Source organism: Caproiciproducens sp., from assembly GCF_053840905.1.
In genome coordinates this window covers 21839-40711 of sequence record NZ_JBNLXQ010000020.1, presented here as the reverse complement: position 1 = coordinate 40711, position 18873 = coordinate 21839, and the positions used below count along the sequence as shown (strand labels likewise).

The 18873-nt window shown below is 51.9% G+C and carries 21 protein-coding genes; 10 read left to right on the top strand and 11 right to left on the bottom strand.

What is annotated here, in order from left to right; genetic code table 11:
- The coding region (locus ACQGQ5_RS14950) for a spore coat protein CotJB (protein WP_455737287.1) at positions 1 to 503 on the bottom strand (503 nt) is incomplete at its 3' end.
- Complete coding sequence (locus ACQGQ5_RS14945; RefSeq protein ID WP_455737286.1) at positions 500 to 700, bottom strand: spore coat associated protein CotJA; 201 nt, start codon at positions 698 to 700, stop codon at positions 500 to 502. The genes ACQGQ5_RS14950 and ACQGQ5_RS14945, both read right to left, overlap by 4 nt.
- 244 nt (positions 701 to 944) lie before the next feature.
- On the opposite strand from ACQGQ5_RS14945, the gene ACQGQ5_RS14940 reads away from it, so the two are divergent.
- Positions 945 to 2000, top strand: a complete 1056-nt coding sequence (locus tag ACQGQ5_RS14940) for a lysylphosphatidylglycerol synthase transmembrane domain-containing protein (protein WP_455737285.1) — start codon at positions 945 to 947, stop codon at positions 1998 to 2000.
- 127 nt (positions 2001 to 2127) lie between these two features.
- Here the strand turns inward: ACQGQ5_RS14940 and ACQGQ5_RS14935 are convergent, their stop codons facing one another.
- Positions 2128 to 2964, bottom strand: coding sequence for a MurR/RpiR family transcriptional regulator (locus ACQGQ5_RS14935; protein ID WP_275713442.1), 837 nt, complete (start codon positions 2962 to 2964; stop codon positions 2128 to 2130).
- A gap of 24 nt (positions 2965 to 2988) precedes the next feature.
- Positions 2989 to 3918 carry an N-acetylmuramic acid 6-phosphate etherase gene (gene murQ / locus ACQGQ5_RS14930; protein ID WP_455737288.1) on the bottom strand — a complete coding sequence of 310 codons (930 nt, stop codon included), beginning with the start codon at positions 3916 to 3918 and terminating at the stop codon, positions 2989 to 2991.
- Between the two features lie 395 nt (positions 3919 to 4313).
- Here murQ and ACQGQ5_RS14925 point away from each other — a divergent pair, with 395 nt between their 5' ends.
- The 5 genes from ACQGQ5_RS14925 to ACQGQ5_RS14905 all read left to right on the top strand — a co-directional run bounded on the left by ACQGQ5_RS14925 (position 4314) and on the right by ACQGQ5_RS14905 (position 7945).
- Positions 4314 to 4730 carry a PTS sugar transporter subunit IIA gene (locus ACQGQ5_RS14925; RefSeq protein ID WP_455737284.1) on the top strand — a complete coding sequence of 139 codons (417 nt, stop codon included), beginning with the start codon at positions 4314 to 4316 and terminating at the stop codon, positions 4728 to 4730.
- 99 nt (positions 4731 to 4829) lie between these two features.
- The gene (locus ACQGQ5_RS14920; protein WP_275713445.1) at positions 4830 to 5303 is read left to right on the top strand and encodes a PTS system mannose/fructose/N-acetylgalactosamine-transporter subunit IIB; all 474 of its coding nucleotides are present in this window, start codon (positions 4830 to 4832) and stop codon (positions 5301 to 5303) included.
- Positions 5304 to 5338: 35 nt separating this feature from the next.
- On the top strand, positions 5339 to 6916 hold the full coding sequence (locus ACQGQ5_RS14915; RefSeq protein ID WP_275713447.1) for a PTS system mannose/fructose/sorbose family transporter subunit IID: 1578 nt from the start codon (positions 5339 to 5341) through the stop codon (positions 6914 to 6916).
- A 26-nt stretch (positions 6917 to 6942) separates the two neighbouring features.
- The gene (locus ACQGQ5_RS14910) at positions 6943 to 7659 is read left to right on the top strand and encodes an N-acetylmannosamine-6-phosphate 2-epimerase (RefSeq protein ID WP_455737283.1); all 717 of its coding nucleotides are present in this window, start codon (positions 6943 to 6945) and stop codon (positions 7657 to 7659) included.
- Between the two features lie 28 nt (positions 7660 to 7687).
- Positions 7688 to 7945 carry an HPr family phosphocarrier protein gene (locus tag ACQGQ5_RS14905; protein ID WP_141826347.1) on the top strand — a complete coding sequence of 86 codons (258 nt, stop codon included), beginning with the start codon at positions 7688 to 7690 and terminating at the stop codon, positions 7943 to 7945.
- 97 nt (positions 7946 to 8042) lie between these two features.
- Here ACQGQ5_RS14905 and ACQGQ5_RS14900 read toward each other — a convergent pair whose 3' ends face one another.
- Entirely contained in the window at positions 8043 to 10703 is a 2661-nt protein-coding gene (locus ACQGQ5_RS14900) for a calcium-translocating P-type ATPase, PMCA-type (protein ID WP_455737282.1), read from the bottom strand.
- Between the two features lie 121 nt (positions 10704 to 10824).
- Here ACQGQ5_RS14900 and ACQGQ5_RS14895 point away from each other — a divergent pair, with 121 nt between their 5' ends.
- The 4 genes from ACQGQ5_RS14895 to ACQGQ5_RS14880 all read left to right on the top strand — a co-directional run bounded on the left by ACQGQ5_RS14895 (position 10825) and on the right by ACQGQ5_RS14880 (position 13181).
- Positions 10825 to 11334, top strand: coding sequence for a phosphatase PAP2 family protein (locus ACQGQ5_RS14895; RefSeq protein WP_455737281.1), 510 nt, complete (start codon positions 10825 to 10827; stop codon positions 11332 to 11334).
- Between the two features lie 174 nt (positions 11335 to 11508).
- Positions 11509 to 11754, top strand: a complete 246-nt coding sequence (locus ACQGQ5_RS14890) for a hypothetical protein (RefSeq protein WP_455737280.1) — start codon at positions 11509 to 11511, stop codon at positions 11752 to 11754.
- Between the two features lie 56 nt (positions 11755 to 11810).
- The gene (rd, locus tag ACQGQ5_RS14885; protein ID WP_081928396.1) at positions 11811 to 11966 is read left to right on the top strand and encodes a rubredoxin; all 156 of its coding nucleotides are present in this window, start codon (positions 11811 to 11813) and stop codon (positions 11964 to 11966) included.
- Between the two features lie 24 nt (positions 11967 to 11990).
- On the top strand, positions 11991 to 13181 hold the full coding sequence (locus ACQGQ5_RS14880; protein WP_455737279.1) for an FprA family A-type flavoprotein: 1191 nt from the start codon (positions 11991 to 11993) through the stop codon (positions 13179 to 13181).
- Positions 13182 to 13208: 27 nt separating this feature from the next.
- Here the strand turns inward: ACQGQ5_RS14880 and ACQGQ5_RS14875 are convergent, their stop codons facing one another.
- The 6 genes from ACQGQ5_RS14875 to ACQGQ5_RS14850 form a co-directional block, all read right to left on the bottom strand.
- The gene (locus ACQGQ5_RS14875; RefSeq protein ID WP_455737278.1) at positions 13209 to 13952 is read right to left on the bottom strand and encodes a TVP38/TMEM64 family protein; all 744 of its coding nucleotides are present in this window, start codon (positions 13950 to 13952) and stop codon (positions 13209 to 13211) included.
- Between the two features lie 139 nt (positions 13953 to 14091).
- Positions 14092 to 15954: a hypothetical protein gene (locus tag ACQGQ5_RS14870; protein ID WP_455737277.1), complete on the bottom strand. Its 1863-nt coding sequence runs from the start codon at positions 15952 to 15954 to the stop codon at positions 14092 to 14094.
- A complete protein-coding gene (locus ACQGQ5_RS14865; RefSeq protein ID WP_455737276.1) occupies positions 15929 to 16828 on the bottom strand; it encodes an ABC transporter ATP-binding protein in 900 nt (299 codons plus the stop codon). The genes ACQGQ5_RS14870 and ACQGQ5_RS14865 overlap by 26 nt, the downstream gene beginning before the upstream one ends.
- Positions 16829 to 16831: 3 nt before the next feature.
- Positions 16832 to 17206: a GntR family transcriptional regulator gene (locus ACQGQ5_RS14860; protein WP_455737275.1), complete on the bottom strand. Its 375-nt coding sequence runs from the start codon at positions 17204 to 17206 to the stop codon at positions 16832 to 16834.
- 125 nt (positions 17207 to 17331) lie between these two features.
- A complete protein-coding gene (gene ytvI / locus ACQGQ5_RS14855) occupies positions 17332 to 18459 on the bottom strand; it encodes a sporulation integral membrane protein YtvI (protein WP_455737274.1) in 1128 nt (375 codons plus the stop codon).
- A 139-nt stretch (positions 18460 to 18598) separates the two neighbouring features.
- The gene (locus ACQGQ5_RS14850) at positions 18599 to 18856 is read right to left on the bottom strand and encodes a helix-turn-helix domain-containing protein (protein WP_038325855.1); all 258 of its coding nucleotides are present in this window, start codon (positions 18854 to 18856) and stop codon (positions 18599 to 18601) included.
- Between the last annotated feature and the right edge of the window lie 17 nt (positions 18857 to 18873).

Here is an 18873-nt window from a genome sequence, read left to right as displayed (position 1 = left end):
GCCATCGGCATGTTCATCCATGGCATGGCGCTGTTCTGCTGCGTGTTGGCGCCCTGCACCGCCGTATTCGCGTTTGGAGCGTTCTGTGCCATCGGCATGTTCATCCATGGCATGGCGCTGTTCTGCTGCGTGTTGGCGCCCTGCACCGCCGTATTCCCGGCGGAATTCATGCTTTGCCACGGCATTGCGTTGTTTGCCCACGGCATCGTGTTTTCCTTCTGCTTTGACATTCCCTGTACATTCATGCTGTTTCCGGCTGCCGTGCCGTCCCACGGCCAGGGGTCGGCGACCCACGCCCAGCGGCTGGTGTTCTGGGCGCTCACGTTGACCGGCCCGTAGGCCGCTTCATATTTCGCGGTCATTTCATTTGTTGCTTTTCTGTATTCTTCCAGCTTCTGCGCCGCTTTGCAGTCGCCGGGATGGGTATCTAAAAAAATATGAAGCTCCCACATTGCGAACTGGTAGGAGCGGATTCTCGTCATTAAAGCTTCCTGTTCGGTCATTTCATTACACCTCGTTTACCTAAAAAAGGTTTGTCAAGATCCGGGAATATGGTGCCGCTGCGCAGACCCGTTTCCGGCTCGTATACCGCGCCGAACTGCTGGAAAGGAACGTATGCCATTGCCACGACGGTCGCTGCGGGCAACGGCGGGGGATTCAGCAGGCACGATTCCCCTTCCACGATTTTCATGTCGTTCATTGTATTTCTCCTTTCTGATACGTCTCGACACATCGGGCTTATCCGATAATATAGTATGCAGAATTCCCCAAGCGCGTGCAATCCGCCGCTCCGCTGAAAGCGCCCGTAAACGCCGGGCCCCGTGGAATTTTCCCGCGCGGGGAATCCCCTGATTTGGGAAACGGTCTTGTATAATTTTGCTGTTTGAGATAGAATATAGGAATATTCCAGGCGTAAGGCCAATTTACGATATATGGAGAAAAAAATGGCAGGTAGTTTAAAAAAAGGAATCCGCAAAAATCTTTTTGTCATTCTGACACTGCTTCTTTCCGCCGGAATCCTGCTTTACTTTTTGTTCACCACGGACGGGATCGTCGCGCTGGGGGAAATTATCCTGAAGCTGAAGCCCGGGTGGCTGTTTTTGTCCGTTGCGGGCGCGGTGCTCTGCTGGATTTCGGAGGGCTTCGTCCTGAACCTGCTCTGCGTCCATCTGTATCCCGAATGGAGCTTCGGGCGTTCTTTTTGCGTAGGCATGATCGGCTTTTTGTACAGCGCGGTTACGCCGTTTTCGACCGGCGGCCAGCCGATGCAGATTTATTCCATGAGGAAATTGGGCATGGACACGGGGAAGGCCGGCTCCATTATCGCGGTCAAGACCCTGACTTATCAGGTGGTCATGGTGCTGTATTCCCTCGTACTGGTTGCCCTGAAGCTGCATTTTTTCCAGACGAGCGTCAGCAATTTTTCCTTTGTAACGATTATCGGGCTGATCAGCAACAGCACCTTTATCACCCTGGTCGCCCTGTTCATGATCAGCGAGGCCGCCACGGATAAAATCGTGGCGGGCGTAATCCGTTTTCTTCATAAAGTGAAGCTTTGCAGACATCCCAAAGAGCGTTATGAGAAAATCCACAGCCAGCTCGAAATTTTTCACGGCGCTACGAAGCTGATGGGAAGATCGGTCAGGCTGTATGCCGTCGTGATGGCGTTCACCGTTGTTCAGATCACGCTGAACAGCCTGATCCCCTATTTCATTTACCGCAGCTTCAACATCGGCTCCGCGTCGGTCACAACCATGGTGGCGGCCCAGGTGTTCGTAGCCATGGTCAGCGCGTTTGTGCCGCTGCCGGGAGCCTCCGGCGGCGCGGAGGGCAGCTTCTACCTGTTTTTCGGCATGTTCTTTAAGACCGCGATCATCCCCGCGATCCTTCTGTGGAGAATCATTACCTATTATTTCAATATCCTGTTCGGCGGCGTTTTCGCTTATGTCGCGCAAAAACGCTACCATGTGCAGGCGCCGGACGAATTGGAAAAACAATGATCGTAATAAGATTTCTATAACAAAAAAGCCCAACGACCGTTGGGCTTTTACGGAGGAAGCATTGCTTCCTCCGTTATTTTATAATGTGAATAACCTTTATATCCGACTGCATGACGAATCTTAACGGCTATTTTAAACGCTTGATCGCTTCCTTGGTCCTGACCAGATATTCCTTTATCATCCCTATGTCGTTTTTTGCAAGGCCCAAATACAGCAGGTCCGTGACGATGAGAGAGGCGTTGCGCGAAGCAATTGCGCCCAGCCTCAACTCTCTCTCCGAGGAGGGAATATAGAGCAGGATGTCTGAAAGCTTTACCAAAGGACTTTTTTTGAACTGAGTAATGCTGATAACGGGCGTCCCCAGCTCTTTCGCAAGCTGTACGGCAGTGTTGACCTCGCGTGTTGTCCCGCTGTAGCTAACGGCGATCGCCGCATCCCGGTCCGTCATGTGAGCGGCGGCAGGCAGCTGATAATGAAAATCGCTTTGAAACACGACCCTGCGATTTATCCGCGTCAGCTTCTGCATAAAGTCCATACACACGATCCCCGACCCGCCGACCCCGAAAAGATAGACCGTGTCACAGTGAAGCAGCAGGTCGACCGCTTTTTCAAGGCTTGCGGTGTTGATAAGCCGGTATGCCTGATTCTGCAGCATGGTATTCAGATTTTCCGCCTTTTTCAGGACGGTATCCATCGAATCCTGTTCCTGAATCATGTCGTCGTAATTTGTGATTTCAGCAGCTCTGTCCTTGGCCAGATCGACTTTCAGAGCGGTAAAGCCGTTGTAACCCAGTTTTTTAGAAAAGCGTATCACTGCGGCGGCAGAAACACCGACGCGTTCCCCTAAAGTCTGTGATGAGTTTAAGGGGACTTCGTCAATATGGTTAAGGATGTAATCCGCCAGCTTCTTTTCCGTATCCGTGTAGCTGGAGGCTCCTTCCCGTATTTTGTAAATGCAACTCATGTGTAAACGCTTCCTTTTCTGAATTCAGTTTTTGGGGAGTACGGCGTCTCTGCTTTTAAGCGAGCGGATTGCCATCGATATATTGCCCAGGTTATCGTTCAGCATGGTTTCACAATTGCTTCTGGAAAGACCGGTCAGCGCCATGCAGATCGCCACCTTTACGTCGGAACCGCTGGATTTCAGATATTTTTCGGCTTCTTCGTAGCTGCACCCGGTGCTTGACAGGATAATCCGTTTTGCCCTCTCGATCAGCTTTTCGTTTGTCGGCTGTACGTCTACCATCAGATTTTTGTACACCTTTCCATATTGTACCATAAGTGCGGTGGAAATCATATTCAAAATCATTTTTTGTGCGGTCCCGGATTTCATGCGTGTGGAGCCGGTAATGACTTCCGGTCCGACAAGCACTTCGATTTTGGTTTGAGCATGCATTGAGATTTCAGCGTTGCTCACGCAGCTGATCGCCCCGGTGTAAGCGCCGGTCTCTTTTGCGTAATCCAGCCCGCCGATCACGTACGGCGTTCTCCCGCTTGCCGCCAGACCGATAACGGTATCGCTGCTGTTCAGAGAAATGCGCGTTAAATCCTGCTTTGCGAGGGAGAAATCATCCTCTGCCCCTTCCTTCGCCCTGATCAGCGCCTCAAATCCGCCGGCGATGACGCCCTGGATCAGCGTGGGTTCCACACCGAAGGTCGGAGGACATTCGCTGGCGTCCAAGACACCCAGCCTGCCCGAAGTGCCCGCGCCGATGTAGACGACTCTGCCGCCGCGCATCATGCGATTGTGCGCTTCATCTACCAGCTCCTGAATAGTGGGCAGCACTTTTTCTACGGCAAAAGCAACCTTTTTATCTTCGGAATTGATTACTTCAAGCATTTCGATTGTGCTCATTACATCGATCTCACGGCTTTCTTCGTTCTTTTGCTCTGTTTCAAGTATATCAAGATTTGTGATCATTTTGCATATCTCCCTTAAAATGTTGTAGTGTGTGGGAAATTTGGTTTCCGTGCGTCGTTCCATGCTTTTTCAATGAATAACCGGCAAGCGAAAGTTCGTTTGGGACTGTTGCTGACTTCCAAGGTTATTCTTAGTAATTTAATTATAAACATTTAAAATAAAAATTCAATACATATCCTTAAATAATAAAATTAAATTTTATAAATTCTATTTAAAATACAGGAAAATGCGAGATGATATTTTAAAACTGGTTTTTCAATATTCTTAATTTAAAAGCTGTTTTGTAAATGTTTTGAAATAAAATTTTATAATTTATACAATAATTCTTAAAATTTTATTGACTTTTTAATTGGAGTATTATATACTTTTGTCAATTCTAAGGGGGGGGTTCTATGGGTGATAAGAAAAAGAAGCGAAGAATTTTAATTGTAAGCCATGGAAAAATCGCGGAGGCGATGGTACACGTTGCTACACTGATCATGGGTGATATGGATGCAGTCGACTATCTGTGCCTGCAGGAAGATGAATCTTTGGAAAGCTTTACCGCAAGAATCGGGGAAAAGACAAAAGAGGAGTGCGAATATATCATTCTTGCCGACCTGATGAGCGGGACGCCCTTTAATGCCGCGTTTGCGGTAAAGCAGGGAAAGCCGCACCTTGAGATCATCGCGGGCTTCAATTTGCCGCTGCTGCTTTCATTGGTGAACGATCAGGATGCTCCTTTGGATCAGGCGATAAAAAACGCGGTGGAGACGGGAAAAACGACGCTTTTCCATTTAGCGCCCGAAAATCTGAGTCACCGGGACTGAGCTCACAGGAAAATACTTCCTGTATGGCGATTTAAAAGAAAAGAATCGAAGGGCTATGTGTACAAAGATGGAATGAGTAAAGAATGAGGAGGGAGAAAAATGGCAATTGCAGTGGCAAGAATAGACGAAAGGCTGGTTCACGGTCAAATAGCCTATAGCTGGAGCGTAGCATATCAGGTGGACACCATTATTGTTGTGGACGATATCTGCGCAAAAGACCAAATGCAGAAAATGCTGATCGGGATGGCGGTGCCGAAAGGAAAGACCGGTTATGTCTTTTCAGTGGACGAAACGATACAGTACTTTAAAAGTGAAAAGGATCTCCATCAAAAAATCTTTTTAGTGGCAAAAGGGCCGGAGGCATATTTAAAGCTGGTGGAAGGAGGCGTGGCGGTAAAAAGCATAAATGTCGGCGGAATGTATTTTAAAGAGGGGAAGAAGCAGCTGTCCAAAACGGTTTACGTGGATGACGAAGACATCCGGACCTTCAGAAAGCTTCAGGAACAAGGAGTAGAGTGTGAAATCAGGACTGCTCCAAGTGATAAATCTCTTGATCTGTACCATTTATGCTGACAAAGAAATAAAAAAGATAGAAAGGGATTGATACCATGTCTACTCTTAGCGCCTTGGGATTAAGCGCTTTTATCGCACTGCTTATTTTGGAAAATTACGGATATGGTTATTGGATGATTAGCCGCCCGGTGGTAGGCGGGGCAATTTTGGGCCTTCTGATGGGGGACTTGAACACCGGCCTGCTTGTCGGCGGCAGTGTTGAATTGATGTTTATGGGTGTTCTGCCGATCGGAGGCTCCGTGCCGCCGAACGCACAGATCGCCGGTCTGATCGGCACGGCCTTTGCTATTTTATCGGGGGGAAAACCGGAAATCGGCATTGTTCTTGCGATGCCGGTAGGAATTCTGGCGCAATTCCTGATTATGCTCGCTTGGAATGTCAATATCTATCTTGTACATCGGGCGGATAAATACATATCGGAAGGCAATACAAAAAAAGTGGAGAGAACCCATTTGACCGGGCTGATCGTGTTCTTCGTCATTTTCTTTATCGCTACATTTTTTGCATTGCGGTTCGGAAGCGAATGGGTATCAAACTTGGTCGCGTCTCTGCCGGCATGGCTGAATACGGGGCTGAAAGCGACTTCCACCATCCTTCCTGCGGTAGGTATGGCAATGCTGATCAAGATGATGGACGCAAAAAAATATTGGGCATTTCTGCTTTTGGGCTTCGTGTTAGCGGAGTATCTGAAGCTTGACGTACTTGCGATCTCGCTGATGGGTTTGGCGATTGCCGCCGGAGTCTTTTCTCTGAGCAAGCGGGAGGACGGAGAAAACATCTTTGCGGATAATGATAACGGTGAAAACCGGGAAACCCTGTTGGACAGGAAAGACCTGAAAAAAGTATTCTTCCGATCTTTCTTCTCCATGACATCGATCAACTATGAACGGTACTGCAACCTTGGTTTCTGCTATGCCATGATCCCGGCTTTGAAGAAGTTCTATAAAAACGAAGAGGAATATAAGGAAGCGCTTGCGAGAAACAACGAGTTTTTCAATTGCCATCCCTACACCGGAAATGCAGTCATTGGGGTGACCCTGGCACTGGAGGAAGAAAAATCGAGGAATCAGCAAATGGCTCCGGAAATCATCTCTTCCACAAAAGCCGCGTTGATGGGACCGCTGTCCGGAATTGGGGATTCTCTTTTCAAAGCGACCTTTATGACCATTTTTGCGGCGATCGGCGCCGGAATGAGTTTGAACGGGAATTTTCTGGGGCCCATTGTGTTCATCGTTCCGAATGTTTTGCTGAATGTTTTTTCGCGGTGGTACTTTATCAAGTATGGCTATCGGTTCGGAATCAAGCTTGTCAGTAAAATCAATGAATCAAATCTGATCGATAAGTTTGTTCAGGCGGCCACTATTGTGGGTTTGATGGTCACCGCCGCAATGGTTGTCAGCTTTGTCAAGCTGCCCATTGCCCTGCAGTTTATTTCCGCCGGCAAAAAAGTCGTGGTGCAAGAGCTTTTGGATCAGATTCTGCCCGGACTGCTTCCCGTTGCGGTCACTCTCATTTATTATAAAATCTTAAACAAATCACAAAAAGGCAATTATATTTGTATTGTTTTAAGTTTTGTGATCGGTATTTTCGGAAAACTGTTTGGGATACTTTAAAGTTCTCTGTTGAAAGGAATGGTTGGATGACGTCGAAACAGGAAACTGTTTTAAACCAGATCAAAAACGGTCTCATTGTCTCCTGTCAGGCCCGGGAAGGCTGGGCGATGCGGGGCAGCGATATTATGGCGGCCTTCGCAAAAGCCGCTGAAGAGGGAGGCGCAGTGGGAATCAGAGCAAACGGCGAAGAGGATATTCGCGCCATTTCCCGGAAAGTAAAGCTTCCGATTATCGGGATTCGTAAAATATGGGATCAGGATAAACGTGTTTTTATCACGCCGGATTTTGAAAGCGCCCAAAAAGTGATTGAGGCCGGTGCCTCCATTGTTGCACTGGACGGGACAAAAAGAGAAAGGCCGAACGGCGAAACGCTCACTTCCATTATTCAGGGTATCCATAAAAATTACCCGGATATATTGGTTATGGCGGATATTTCAACCTTTGAAGAGGGTGTTTACGCAAGTGACTGTGGCGCGGATATCGTGTCAACCACGCTTTGCGGATACACTCCCCAGACGAGCCATATAAACGGATTCAGCTATGAGCTGGTGGAACAGCTTGTCCGTCATCTCGCAAAACCGATCATCGCAGAAGGCAGGATCCACACCAAAGAAGAGGCGCTTAAAATTCTGGAGCTGGGCTGCCACAGCATTGTTGTGGGAACGGCGATCACCCGACCGGAGATCATTACCTCGTGGTATGTCGAAGAATTGAAAAAGCGGAAAGCTTCTCCCACGGCCTGACGGACAAGAGATTAAAAAAGGATGTACTATGATAAAATTTGATTACACGATTCAGGATAAACTTGGATTACATGCGAGACCGGCGGGGATGCTGGTGAAAATCGCGCAGGGCTCCGGCTGTAAAATCAGTGTGCTGGCCAATGGCACGACAGCCGATGCCAAACGCCTGTTTTCCATCATGAGCTTGTGCGCCAAAGAAAACGACAGACTTACCTTTACCATCGAAGGGGAAGACGAACAGACGGAAACGGACCGTTTGAAAGCGTTTTGCAAACAAAATTTATAACAAATAGTCTATTTCAAATTAGCTGTCGGTAGTGGAAGCGGACCCGGAACAGATTGTTCCGGGTCCGCTTCTCTGCTCTCCTCTTAACCCGGTATCCTCACCGGTTAAGAAATGCCTTTCCTTTCCCCTGGAACGATTTCTTTGGTGCCACGGCGGACTTTTTATGTCCGCTTTGTGTGGGCTTGCGCCGGGATTTGCGCGCCGTGACCGCCTTTTCAAGCTCTACCACCGCAAGGGGAATCAGGGACAGCAGCGCTACGATCAGCCATTGGCGGCCGTTCAGCACCGCGGTTTTGAAAATTACGGCCAGCGGTTCAAAGACGATCACCATTGCCTGGAGCGCCGTGCAGATCATCCCCGCCATCACAAGCTTGGGGTTGGCGAAAATGCCGGCTTTAAACACGGAGTGCGGCGACCGCATGTTAAAGGTATGTACGATCTGGGAGAGGCTGAGGACCGCAAACGCCATGGTGCGGCCGACATACGGGGCCGAAGGGTCGACGTCGAAATAAATGCGGCCGATGCTGTAGGCCAGAAGCGAAATAGCGCCGATCAGGCACCCTTCCACGATAATATTGTATCCCATGCCGCCGGAAAAAACGCTTTCGTTCGGTTTTACCGGCTTGCGGTCCATGATGTCTTTGTCTATCGGCTCAACGCCCAGCGCAAGCGCGGGCAGGGAATCCGTCACAAGGTTTACCCACAGCAGCTGGATGGCCAGCAGGGGGGTGGGCAGGCGCAGCAGAAAGCTGACAAACACGGTCAGAATTTCCCCGATGTTGCAGCTGAGCAGGAAATGCACGGTTTTCCGGATGTTCTCGTAGATGCCCCTGCCTTCGCGCACAGCGGCCACGATCGTTGCGAAGTTATCATCCGTCAGGACCATGTCCGACGCCGCCTTGGCTACGTCGGTGCCCGAAATGCCCATTGCGCAGCCGATGTCCGCGGCGCGCAGCGCGGGGGCGTCGTTTACGCCGTCCCCCGTCATGGCGACGACCTCGCCGCGGGACTGGAACGCGCGTACGATGCGCACCTTGTGTTCCGGGGAAACGCGGGCAAACACGGCGTAGTCGTAGATGCTTCTTTCAAGCTCCTGCTGGCTGAGCCGGTCCAGCTCCGCGCCGGTGATCACGCGGCTTTTTCCGTCCATAATGCCGAGCTGCTTCGCGATCGCCGCCGCGGTGGCGGCGTGATCCCCCGTGATCATAATGGGCCGGATGCCGGCCTTGCGGCATAGATCCACAGCGGGCTTTACCTGCGGGCGGGGCGGGTCGATCATGCCGATCAGGCCGCAGAAGGTCAGGCCGTGTTCAATCTCCTCGTCCGGGTCCGGCAGAAAGTCGATGTCCCGGTAGGCGACGCCGATGACGCGCAGCGCGCGCGAGGCCATCTCCTCGTTCTGCCGGGGCGCTCCGCCCGTACAGTGCGTGAACAGGATGTCGGGCGCGCCCTTGGTGATGATCCGGTAACGCCCTCCGCCCAGGCGGTGTACGGTCGTCATCATCTTGCGCTCGGAGCTGAACGGGATTTCCATCACGCGGGGATACTGCTCGTCGAGCCGCTTCTTTTCGGTGGGGGCGGCGGAGACGATCGCCGTTTCGGTCGGGTCGCCGTGGATCGCGCTCCCGCTGACCGTACAGTTGCAGCAGAGCGACGCAAGGCTCAGAAGAAAATCTCCCTGCGCCGAGTGGATCGGGACGGCTCCGCCGGAGCTTCTCAGCTCTACCACGGTCATCCGGTTCTGCGTCAGGGTGCCGGTCTTATCGGAGCAGATCACGCTGGCGCTGCCGAGCGTTTCCACAGCGGGCATACGCCGCACGATACTCCTTTTCGCCGCCATGCGGCGCACGCCGATCGCCAGCACAATGGTGACGACCGCGGGAAGGCCCTCCGGAATCGCCGCCACAGCCAGGCTGATGGCAATTAAAAACATTTCCAGCGGTTGAACGTGCTGAAACAGGCCCATAATAAAGATGACAAAGCAAATGGCCAGGGCGCCGATTCCAAGCCAGCGCCCCGTCTGGGCCAGCTTGCGCTGCAGCGGGGTCTGGGGAGCCGACTGGGTGCTGATCATATGCGCGATTTTCCCCACCTGTGTTTCCATCCCGATCGCCGTAACGATGCCGGCGCCGTGCCCCGACGCGATGGAGCTTGAGGAAAACAGCAGATTGTGGCGGTCGCCGAGAGGGGTGTTGGCGGAGCAGGTCATGTCCGCGCGCTTTCTGCTCGGCAGGCTTTCCCCGGTCAGGGCGCTTTCCTCCGCCTTCAGGTTGACGGCTTCGGTCAACCGCAGATCGGCGGGAACAAGATCGCCCGCGTTCAGAAGGACAAGATCGCCGGGGACCAGGTTCTTTGCCTCGATCAGCGCTTCCGTACCCGCGCGCACCACGTGGGCGTGCGGGCTGGACATCTTTTTGAGCGCTTCGATCGATTTTTCCGCCCTGCTTTCCTGTATCAGGCCCGTCATCGCGTTTACCGTGACGATTGCCAGAATGATAATGGAATCGATATAATCGTTGTCCTTCTGCAAAAAGGAAGTCACAAACGAAATGCCGGCCGCCACCAGCAGGATGATGACCATAAAATCTGAAAACTGCGCGAAAAACCGCAGCAGGACGCTCTTCTTTTTCGGCTGCTCCAGCTCGTTCGGGCCGTACCTGTTCCGGCGTTCTTCCGCCTGGGACGGCGACAGGCCCGTCTTTATATTGGTGCCAAGTTTTTTTGCACATTCTTCTTTTGTAAGACTCTGCCAATCCAATCGTATCAACCCCCTGTTATGGTTAAGTATATTCGTGGGTTTCTCAAAATATGGTAGTATCGTCCAACGATAATCCGTTCCCGTTTTCAGGACGGGCAGGCGGAAAGGAGGAAAAGAGAGGATGAATCCGGATTTTTTGATCCTGAATTTTATACAGAGCCATTTTCACAACGGCTTTACGGATTTCTTTTTTCCAGCCGTCACCGTGCTGGGAAACGCGGGCTTTCTATGGGTTGTGGCCGGCGTCTGCCTGCTCTGCTCCAAAAAATACCGTCCGTACGGAGTGCTGCTTCTGGCCGCCCTGATGCTGACGCATACGGTCGGGGAAGGAATCCTGAAGCCGCTTTTCGCCCGCCCGCGCCCGTTCAGCGTCACCCCCGGATACAGGCTGCTGATCGCCGCACCGCGCGGGTATTCCTTTCCGTCGGGCCACGCCGGTTCTTCTTTTGCGGCGGCGTCCATCCTGCGCAGGGCAAACCGTAAATTCACGGCCCCTTCTTTTTGTCTTGCGCTGCTGATTGCCCTTTCCCGCGTTTTTTTATTTGTACATTACCCGTCGGATGTTTTTGCGGGGGCAATACTGGGCGTATTATGTGCCCGGCTTATTTGCTCCCTGTATAAAGGAAATTAAATAGTTCTAAAATCCAATATACAAGATATGCCTGAAAAGTCCGGACGGGCCAAAGATATTGCGGAAATACAATTTTCGTAAAGAAAGAGGATGTTTTCGTCTTGCATATCCGGTAAATTTGAATTATCATTAAATCAGATTGTGGTTATATTTCACACAAAAAGGAGGGGAAAAATGAGAAAATGCGTAGGAAATATTGAGCTGTGCGGCAATCATCTGAAATATTATGTTTATGGTAGCCGCAGCACGGGCTTCGGGGTAGAAATCATTGTGACCCGTGTAGAAAAAGCTGACCAGATAGTGTCACATGATTTGGGGACGGCAATGAGTGTGGCGCAGCAGCTGCAGAGGGGTTCGGTTTTTCCGATCAATTTAAACGAAATCATCGAGGACTTTGAATTTGAGGCCAATTCCGATTGACAAAAAAGCTGTGCTATTCTATACTAATGACAAATTCAACCAAAGGAGTAAAGTTTATGAAATATGTTTGCAATGCATGCGGCTATGTATACGACCCCGCGGTGGGCGACCCGGACAACGGTATCGCGCCCGGAACAAAATTCGAGGATCTGCCCGACGACTGGACCTGCCCTATGTGCGGGGTCGGCAAGGATATGTTTTCTCCGGAATAACTGAAAAGGAAGAATGTCATTAGAATGGGTGCAATCAAACTCAAAAGCAATGTGTATTCAGTCGGTGTGCTGAATCCGTCCCTACGTGTTTTTGACATCATCATGGAGTCGCGTTACGGCACCAGCTATAACGCGTACCTCATTACGGGTGAAAAGAACGTTCTGATCGATACGGTACACGCTCCGTTTTTCGACGAATACCTGGATAACATTCAAAGCGTCATCGATATTTCAAAAATTGATTACCTGATTATGGACCACACGGAACCGGACCATTCCGGCAGCGTCGGAAAGCTGCTCGAAATGAATCCCAATATTACGGTTTACTGTACGGCGGCGGCAAAGAAGTATCTTTCCGCCATTACCAACCGGGACTTTCCATGCGTCACTGTAAAACAGGGGGACAAGCTTCCGATCGGGGGGGAAGAGCTCGAGTTTATCGTAGCGCCTCTTCTTCACTGGCCGGATTCCATGTTTGTCTACATGGGTTCGCAAAAAACGCTGTTTACCTGCGACTTTCTGGGGACGCATTACTGTGAGCCCACTATGCTTGATACGACCGTCCATTATCCGGACAAGTACAGCGAGCAATTCAAGCATTATTACAATTGTATTTTCGGGCCGTTCAAGCCGTATGTTCTGGCCGGACTCGACAAGATAAAGGACCTTCCGGTTACCTTGGTCTGCCCCAGTCACGGCCCCTGCCTTACCGAAAGCATTCAGAAATGCGGGGAGCTTTACCGGGAGTGGAGCACGCCCGTCCCGCGTGAGAAAAAAACGGTCGGTATCCTTTACGCTTCCGCTTACGGATGTACCGCGAAGCTGGCCGAGGCGGCCTATGACGAACTGAAAAAAGACGAGAGGCTGGATGCGAAGCTAATCAATGTCGTCTTTACGCCGCTTGAAGAGGCAGCGAAGCTTGTGAATGAGGCGGACGCTCTGCTGATCGGTTCCTGCACCATTAACCGCGACGCACCGAAAGTGATCTGGGATATCCTTGCCAGCGTGGACGCGATCAATACCAGACAAAAACCGGCCGGGGCGTTCGGCGCTTACGGCTGGAGCGGCGAAGCCGTTCCGATGATGAAATCCCGGATGGAACACCTGAAATTCCGGTTTGTCGGGGAAGGCTTCCGCGTTCTTTTCAGTCCTACGGAGGAAGACCTGACGGCCATACGGGCATACGCGAAAGAAATCGTATCCAACATGAAGTAAAAAAATAAATCCGGGAGCGCTGATTTGTCAGTCGCTCCCGGATTTTTCTTTTTTGCCCTGCCGGTACCGTTTGGAAATTTTGCGGCAGGCAATCGCGCCGATCAGGCTGACGGCCGCCGTGATGGAATAAATGATGGCCGCGATCCTGTAATCCTGCGTCCCCAACGCGTTGCCCGTGATCGTAGAGGTGATCACGGAGGGAATCCGCGCAAGGCTGGTCAGGATTAAAAAGGTTTTCAGCTTCATGGACGTAAGACCGATAAAATAGGTCATAAGGTCCTTCGGGGTTCCCGGAATCAGGAACGCGAAAAATACGATGAAATTCAGATTCCTGCTGTATTTCATAAAGCGCAGGGAACGGATTTTTTCCCGGCTGATAAACGCTTCCGCCAATCTGTTCCCCAAAAGCTTGGTAAACAGGAAGATAACGGACGAGCCGACGGCCGCCCCGGCCAGGCACAGCAGGGTACCCTCCAGCGTGCCGAAGGCATAGCCCGCGCCGACCTCCATCGGTTCGCCGGGGATGACGGCAAAGATGATCTGCAGAACCATCATGCCGACAAAGGCGAATCTTCCCGCCACGCCGTGCAGGTCGACCCACACGCGGAACTGCTCCGGGTCGGAGATGGTGTCGACCAGCGGCCTCCAAAGCAGCGCGGTGGCCGCCGCGAACAAAAGGAGCAGCACGGAAACGGAAACGATGCCGGTGATTTTTCTTTTCTCTTCGTATTCCTTTTGATTTTCAGTGTTTCTGATTTCAGATTCCTCCATTTTTCAGGATCGGTTCTTAACCGGCACAGCGCGGCCCGGAAAAGCGCACGGCGGTATCTCCGGATAGAAAGGGCGGCCGGTCCGTAAGCCGGCCGCCTTCCTGTATTGATATGCTGTATTTGCGTGATTATGCAGCTTGTTATTGATTCCAGCCGAGTTTTTCCACCAGTTCTCCGGTTTTGGATTGATTCGAAATGATGTAGCTGTTTACGTACAGGTAAACATCGCCTTCGTATCCGTTCAGCAGGGTCTTCAGCCTGCCGTCCTTCACCTGAAGGGGGGTCTTGTATTCGATCACCAGATAGGTGGAATCCACGTCGAGGTTTTTGCCGTCGTTCAGCCTGCCGTCCAGGCAATCCTGCCTCATTGCGTCCAGCAGCTCTTTTTTGGTGTTCAGATCCGGCGCGAAGGTGGTGCTGTTTTCCCCGCCCTGCTTATCCAGATCGACGCTTTTGATGTACTCCGGCTCGACATAAAACAGAAGGTTCTGCGTTTCTTTGTATTCTCTGGTATCGGCGATTTCGCCCAACGGAGAGATCGGGTTTCCCTGTCCGTCATTCTTGTATTCCAGATAATAGGTTCTGTTTACGGTGCCGCCGTTTTTCAGGCGATAGATCAGGGTGAAGGGAGTGCCGTTCCTGCTGTTCAGGCAATAAGGATAAGAATGCTCCCTTTTGTCCTGCGTGATTTTTTTATGGAAGTCGGTCACCTTCCCGATATTGGCCTCTTCCGTCAGCGTCGGCGTAATGGAGGCAAGCACGCGGTGATTTCCGTCTACGATCTGTCCGCCGCCGTTCGTATAGGGGTCCTGGATCGTGACGCCTGCCACGTCCTCCGCCCGAGGGACGCGGGTGTCGTAGCCCAGAGCGCCCGTGGCGAGAAAAGCGTAAGCGGCCACAAACACGGCCACGAAAACGCCGTATCCGGCAAAGCTCCTTTTCAGCTGCTTAAACCCGCGGGAATAAATGGCTTCCGTCACAATATGCGCGGCGAGGGACCCGGCGATCAGGCCGATGAAAAAATTCCCGGAGCTTTCCGTTTCGCCCTGAAGCAGCAGCCCCAGGCCGAGGCCCATCACGGCGGTGATCATGAAGCGGATCCCGTTTTTGGGAAGGGAAAAGGCAAAGCTGTTTTCGGCGCATTCGCTGCGGCGTTTCCGGTAGAGAAGGACGGTGCCCGCAAGAAGCACAAGGGTAAACGCGGTCCACCAGATATAAAAGCTCATATCCACGGCCAGAATCCCGTCGTAAGTTTGGCTTCCGCGCACAAGGTACGGCATGAAAGCGGCCATAAAAGGAGAAACCGCGGTCAGGATCAGAGAGTCTGCCGTTAACCCGGTATTCAGGCCGGGCAAAAGCGAGGAGGCAAACTGGTCGCCCAGAAAAACCAGAAGGGGATACGCCGCGTTAATGCCCAGCAGGGACAGGATCATGTCGGCGGTCGTTCCGGTACAGACCGCCAGAAAGGCGGAAAGGCACAGCGCCGCCGCACAGATCAGCAGCAGCCACAGCAGATAGGAAAATACGGTGCTCCAGCAGCGCTGGAGCTGTACGGGGTAGGCCGCACCCACAAGGAATATGAGGGCGAAATTCAGTAAAACAGGAGCGTAAAGCGCGGTCAGTCCGGAAAGCAGCCGCCCCAGAATCATGGGCGTCCTGCCGACCGGCAGCGCGTGGAACAAATCTACGCTGCGCTTTTGATGCATATATCCGAACAGGGAAACCGAGACCACCAGAACGAAAATCAGGGAAATCGGGGTGACGAGCAGAGCGGTCAGCTTTGTAACGCCGCTCAGATAGGCCTGCGTCCACATTGCGGGCGTGTAAACCTCGGCGGTTATCCGATTCTGCGTGTTCGCCATCAGGATCATCAGGATCATGGGCAGCGCGATAAACATCAGAAGAGCAAGAAGCGCCGTCATACCGCGGCTTTTCTTCAGCGACCATAAGTATGTTTCCCAAAATTCTTTTTTGCGCCTAGTTGAGGATGTTTTCGAGGTCATAACCGGCCACCTCCATTTCACTGATAAATACTTCTTCCAGGGTGAGCGGAAGCACTTCCGCGAAAACAGGGTCCAACCCGTTTATCTTTTCCAGAATCTCATCTTTCGAACCGCGGACCACCAGATTGATCAGCGAACCGCGCGTTTCGGTCTTAATGATTTCCAGCGGCGCGAAGGCGCTGATTTCGGGCATGGGCTTGAACACCGCCTGCACCTTGTTGATGCCGAGCTTCAGCTCGTCGAGGTCGCGCTCGAACACGACGCCGCCTTTGTGGAACAGCCCCACATGGTCGCAGAAATCCTCCAGCTCCCGCAGATTGTGCGAGGCGATGATCACCGTCATGCCGCGCTGGGCGACTTCCCCCGAAACAATGCGCTTTAAAAGCTGGCGCATCACCGGGTCAAGGCCGTCGAACACCTCGTCCAGAAGCAGGCAGCCCGGCTGGGTCGCGATCGCACAGATAATGGCCGCCTGCCGCTGCATCCCCTTCGACATATTGACGATTTTGCTCTTGCTGTCGATCGGGAACAGCCCGCACAGCTCTTCAAACCGCTTCTGGCTCCAGCCGGGGTAAACGCGGGAGAAAAAACCCGCCATTTCCCGCAGCGTGGCCTGCGGCAGAAAATACGGAAAATCCGATATGAAGAAAATCTGCGACTTGACCTCCGAGTTTTCGAACGGCGCCTCTCCGTTCAGAAGCACCTCGCCGCCGTCCGGCTTGTAGATTCCCGCGAGCGTGCGCAGAAATGTGGATTTTCCGGCGCCGTTGGAACCGACCAGCCCGAACACCGAACCCGGCCCGATGGAAAAAGAGATCTCATCCAGCGCGGTGGTCGCGCCGAATTTCTTCGTTAGTTTTTTTGCTTCTATCATCGCTCACTCACCTCTCCCGCTTATAATGCTTTCCACCCTTACAATGATTTGATTTTTTGTGATTCCAAGATCCGCGGCGGACCGGATCGCGTCGTCCAGCTTTTCCAGCGCGATTTCCCGCTGCTGGGAAATGGCGGAGAGGTCCTCGGAAAGAAAGGACCCTTTCCCCGGAACGGAACAGATAATGCCGTCGTGTTCAAGCATCCGGTAGGCCTTTTGCACCGTGTTCGGGTTGACCCCCAGCTCCTGCGCCAGCGCCCTTACGCTCGGAAGCGGCTCCCGCCGGTCCACAGCGCCCACGGCGGCCATGCGCCGTATGCTTCTGTACAGCTGCTCGTAAATCGGCAGCCGGCTCTTATAATCGAGTGTGAACACCATCCTCACCTCTTCTGTATTTTCTGTATTATTAAGGTTAGTACAGTTAGACTATAACATGCAACCTTCCTCAAGTCAATAATCATTACAAAAATGTCAATAATAGAAAAACAGCGGAGAAAAACCTGCTATATTTCCGGTGGCGGCGGATCGTTTTTCGGCGCGGATTTTGAGGCCTCGCCGGCGGCGGGCTTCGCTTCAAACAGGGTGGGAAGCGCGCCGATCTGAGTGAGGATCTTGTAAAGGATCAAAAGCGCGGAGAAGTAGATCAGAATCAGAAAATTCTGAGCCACCAGCGCGAAATAGATCGCCGCGAGCATGGTCAGCGGATGGATATCGATCGACGAGGAAATCAGTTTCGGCTCGATGATCTGGCGGATGGCGGTAATCAGCAGCCAGCAGATGAGGAGCGCGCCCGCTTTGAAAAAGTTGCCGCTCACAAGGTAGAGCAGCGTCAGGGGGATATAAATGGTTCCGGGGCCGAGCACGGGCAGAATGTCGGCGATGCCGGTCACAATGCTCAGCACGAGCGGGTACGGGACCCCCAGCGCGGAAAAGACGATCAGCGTTTCCACAAAGGTGATGAAATAAATCAGCAGATAGGAGCCGACGTATTTTCCGCTCATATTCATTCCGTGGCGCGACGCGGAGCGGATGTGGAGCGCGGTGGTCTGGGAAAACAGCGACATGACGTGCGATTTGATGGAAGTCATGTCCTTTGAAAAAAAGTAAGTGGAAAGAATCATGACGATGAACATGGTGAAAATGGCCGGCAGGGAGGTCAGAAAGGTGAGCACGCTCGCCAGGACCGTTTTTACGATTCCGGCGCCGGACTGGGCGATATTCAGAATCTGCTGCTGATTCTGCTCGATATATTTGGAATTGATCTGGTTGACATACTCCCCCGCCATGCTGATCAGGCTGTTGATCGGCGCGGTCAGGGCGCCTACGTCCGCGGTCAGATTGTTCAGCAGGTTGCTGATTTCATAAATCAGCCAGTAACCCAGCAGGAATAAAAGGCCGAACACCACCGCAAAAACCAGAAGCGTGGAAAGCGCCGCGGCCGCCGAAGGGTTGAAATGCATCCGTTTTTTCAGCTGGCGGATGACGGGCTGTACGATCAGGGCCAGCAGAAATCCCGCCAGAAAAGGGAACGTGAATTTCAGCGTAAGCGCGAAAAAATAGAAAAGCAAAGTAAACCCTACGAAAAAAACCAGCAGCGGCTTTAACCGGGTAAGCTGTCGCCTGTCAAACAAAATCATATCCTCCTTGCCTTTTGCCTTCCAAAATAGTAATATGATAACATTATATTCGATCTTTTGCAAAAAAGAAAGCAAAAAAAGAGCGCCCCGCTCAACGCGAAGCGCCTCAACCTGCCCCGTTATTCAAATACGATTATTTTTCGCGGCCTAAAAGCCAGTCGACTGAAACATTTAAAATATTAGCTAAAGCGGAAAGTTCAAAATCCGTTACATAGCGGATCTGGCCTTCCAATTTAGACAAGCCGGAGGCGTTCATATCGACACCATTAACCTGAAGCTGAGCCAACAGCTCTTTCTGCTTCATCCCCTGGTTTTTGCGTGCCATCTCCACACGCGCACCGACTAAATTACGGGTTCCAAGTGCCTGTTTGCGTAATCTCACTGAATTCATCTCCCCACGAAATATTT

Coding starts and splice junctions, on each gene's coding strand:
- ACQGQ5_RS14945 (WP_455737286.1), bottom strand. CDS start 700: ATGAACGACATGAAAATCGTGGAAGGGGAATCGTGCCTGCTGAATCCC.
- ACQGQ5_RS14940 (WP_455737285.1), top strand. CDS start 945: ATGGCAGGTAGTTTAAAAAAAGGAATCCGCAAAAATCTTTTTGTCATT.
- ACQGQ5_RS14935 (WP_275713442.1), bottom strand. CDS start 2,964: ATGAGTTGCATTTACAAAATACGGGAAGGAGCCTCCAGCTACACGGAT.
- ACQGQ5_RS14925 (WP_455737284.1), top strand. CDS start 4,314: ATGGGTGATAAGAAAAAGAAGCGAAGAATTTTAATTGTAAGCCATGGA.
- ACQGQ5_RS14920 (WP_275713445.1), top strand. CDS start 4,830: ATGGCAATTGCAGTGGCAAGAATAGACGAAAGGCTGGTTCACGGTCAA.
- ACQGQ5_RS14915 (WP_275713447.1), top strand. CDS start 5,339: ATGTCTACTCTTAGCGCCTTGGGATTAAGCGCTTTTATCGCACTGCTT.
- ACQGQ5_RS14910 (WP_455737283.1), top strand. CDS start 6,943: ATGACGTCGAAACAGGAAACTGTTTTAAACCAGATCAAAAACGGTCTC.
- ACQGQ5_RS14905 (WP_141826347.1), top strand. CDS start 7,688: ATGATAAAATTTGATTACACGATTCAGGATAAACTTGGATTACATGCG.
- ACQGQ5_RS14895 (WP_455737281.1), top strand. CDS start 10,825: ATGAATCCGGATTTTTTGATCCTGAATTTTATACAGAGCCATTTTCAC.
- ACQGQ5_RS14890 (WP_455737280.1), top strand. CDS start 11,509: ATGAGAAAATGCGTAGGAAATATTGAGCTGTGCGGCAATCATCTGAAA.
- rd (WP_081928396.1), top strand. CDS start 11,811: ATGAAATATGTTTGCAATGCATGCGGCTATGTATACGACCCCGCGGTG.
- ACQGQ5_RS14880 (WP_455737279.1), top strand. CDS start 11,991: ATGGGTGCAATCAAACTCAAAAGCAATGTGTATTCAGTCGGTGTGCTG.
- ACQGQ5_RS14875 (WP_455737278.1), bottom strand. CDS start 13,952: ATGGAGGAATCTGAAATCAGAAACACTGAAAATCAAAAGGAATACGAA.
- ACQGQ5_RS14870 (WP_455737277.1), bottom strand. CDS start 15,954: ATGACCTCGAAAACATCCTCAACTAGGCGCAAAAAAGAATTTTGGGAA.
- ACQGQ5_RS14865 (WP_455737276.1), bottom strand. CDS start 16,828: ATGATAGAAGCAAAAAAACTAACGAAGAAATTCGGCGCGACCACCGCG.
- ACQGQ5_RS14860 (WP_455737275.1), bottom strand. CDS start 17,206: ATGGTGTTCACACTCGATTATAAGAGCCGGCTGCCGATTTACGAGCAG.
- ACQGQ5_RS14850 (WP_038325855.1), bottom strand. CDS start 18,856: ATGAATTCAGTGAGATTACGCAAACAGGCACTTGGAACCCGTAATTTA.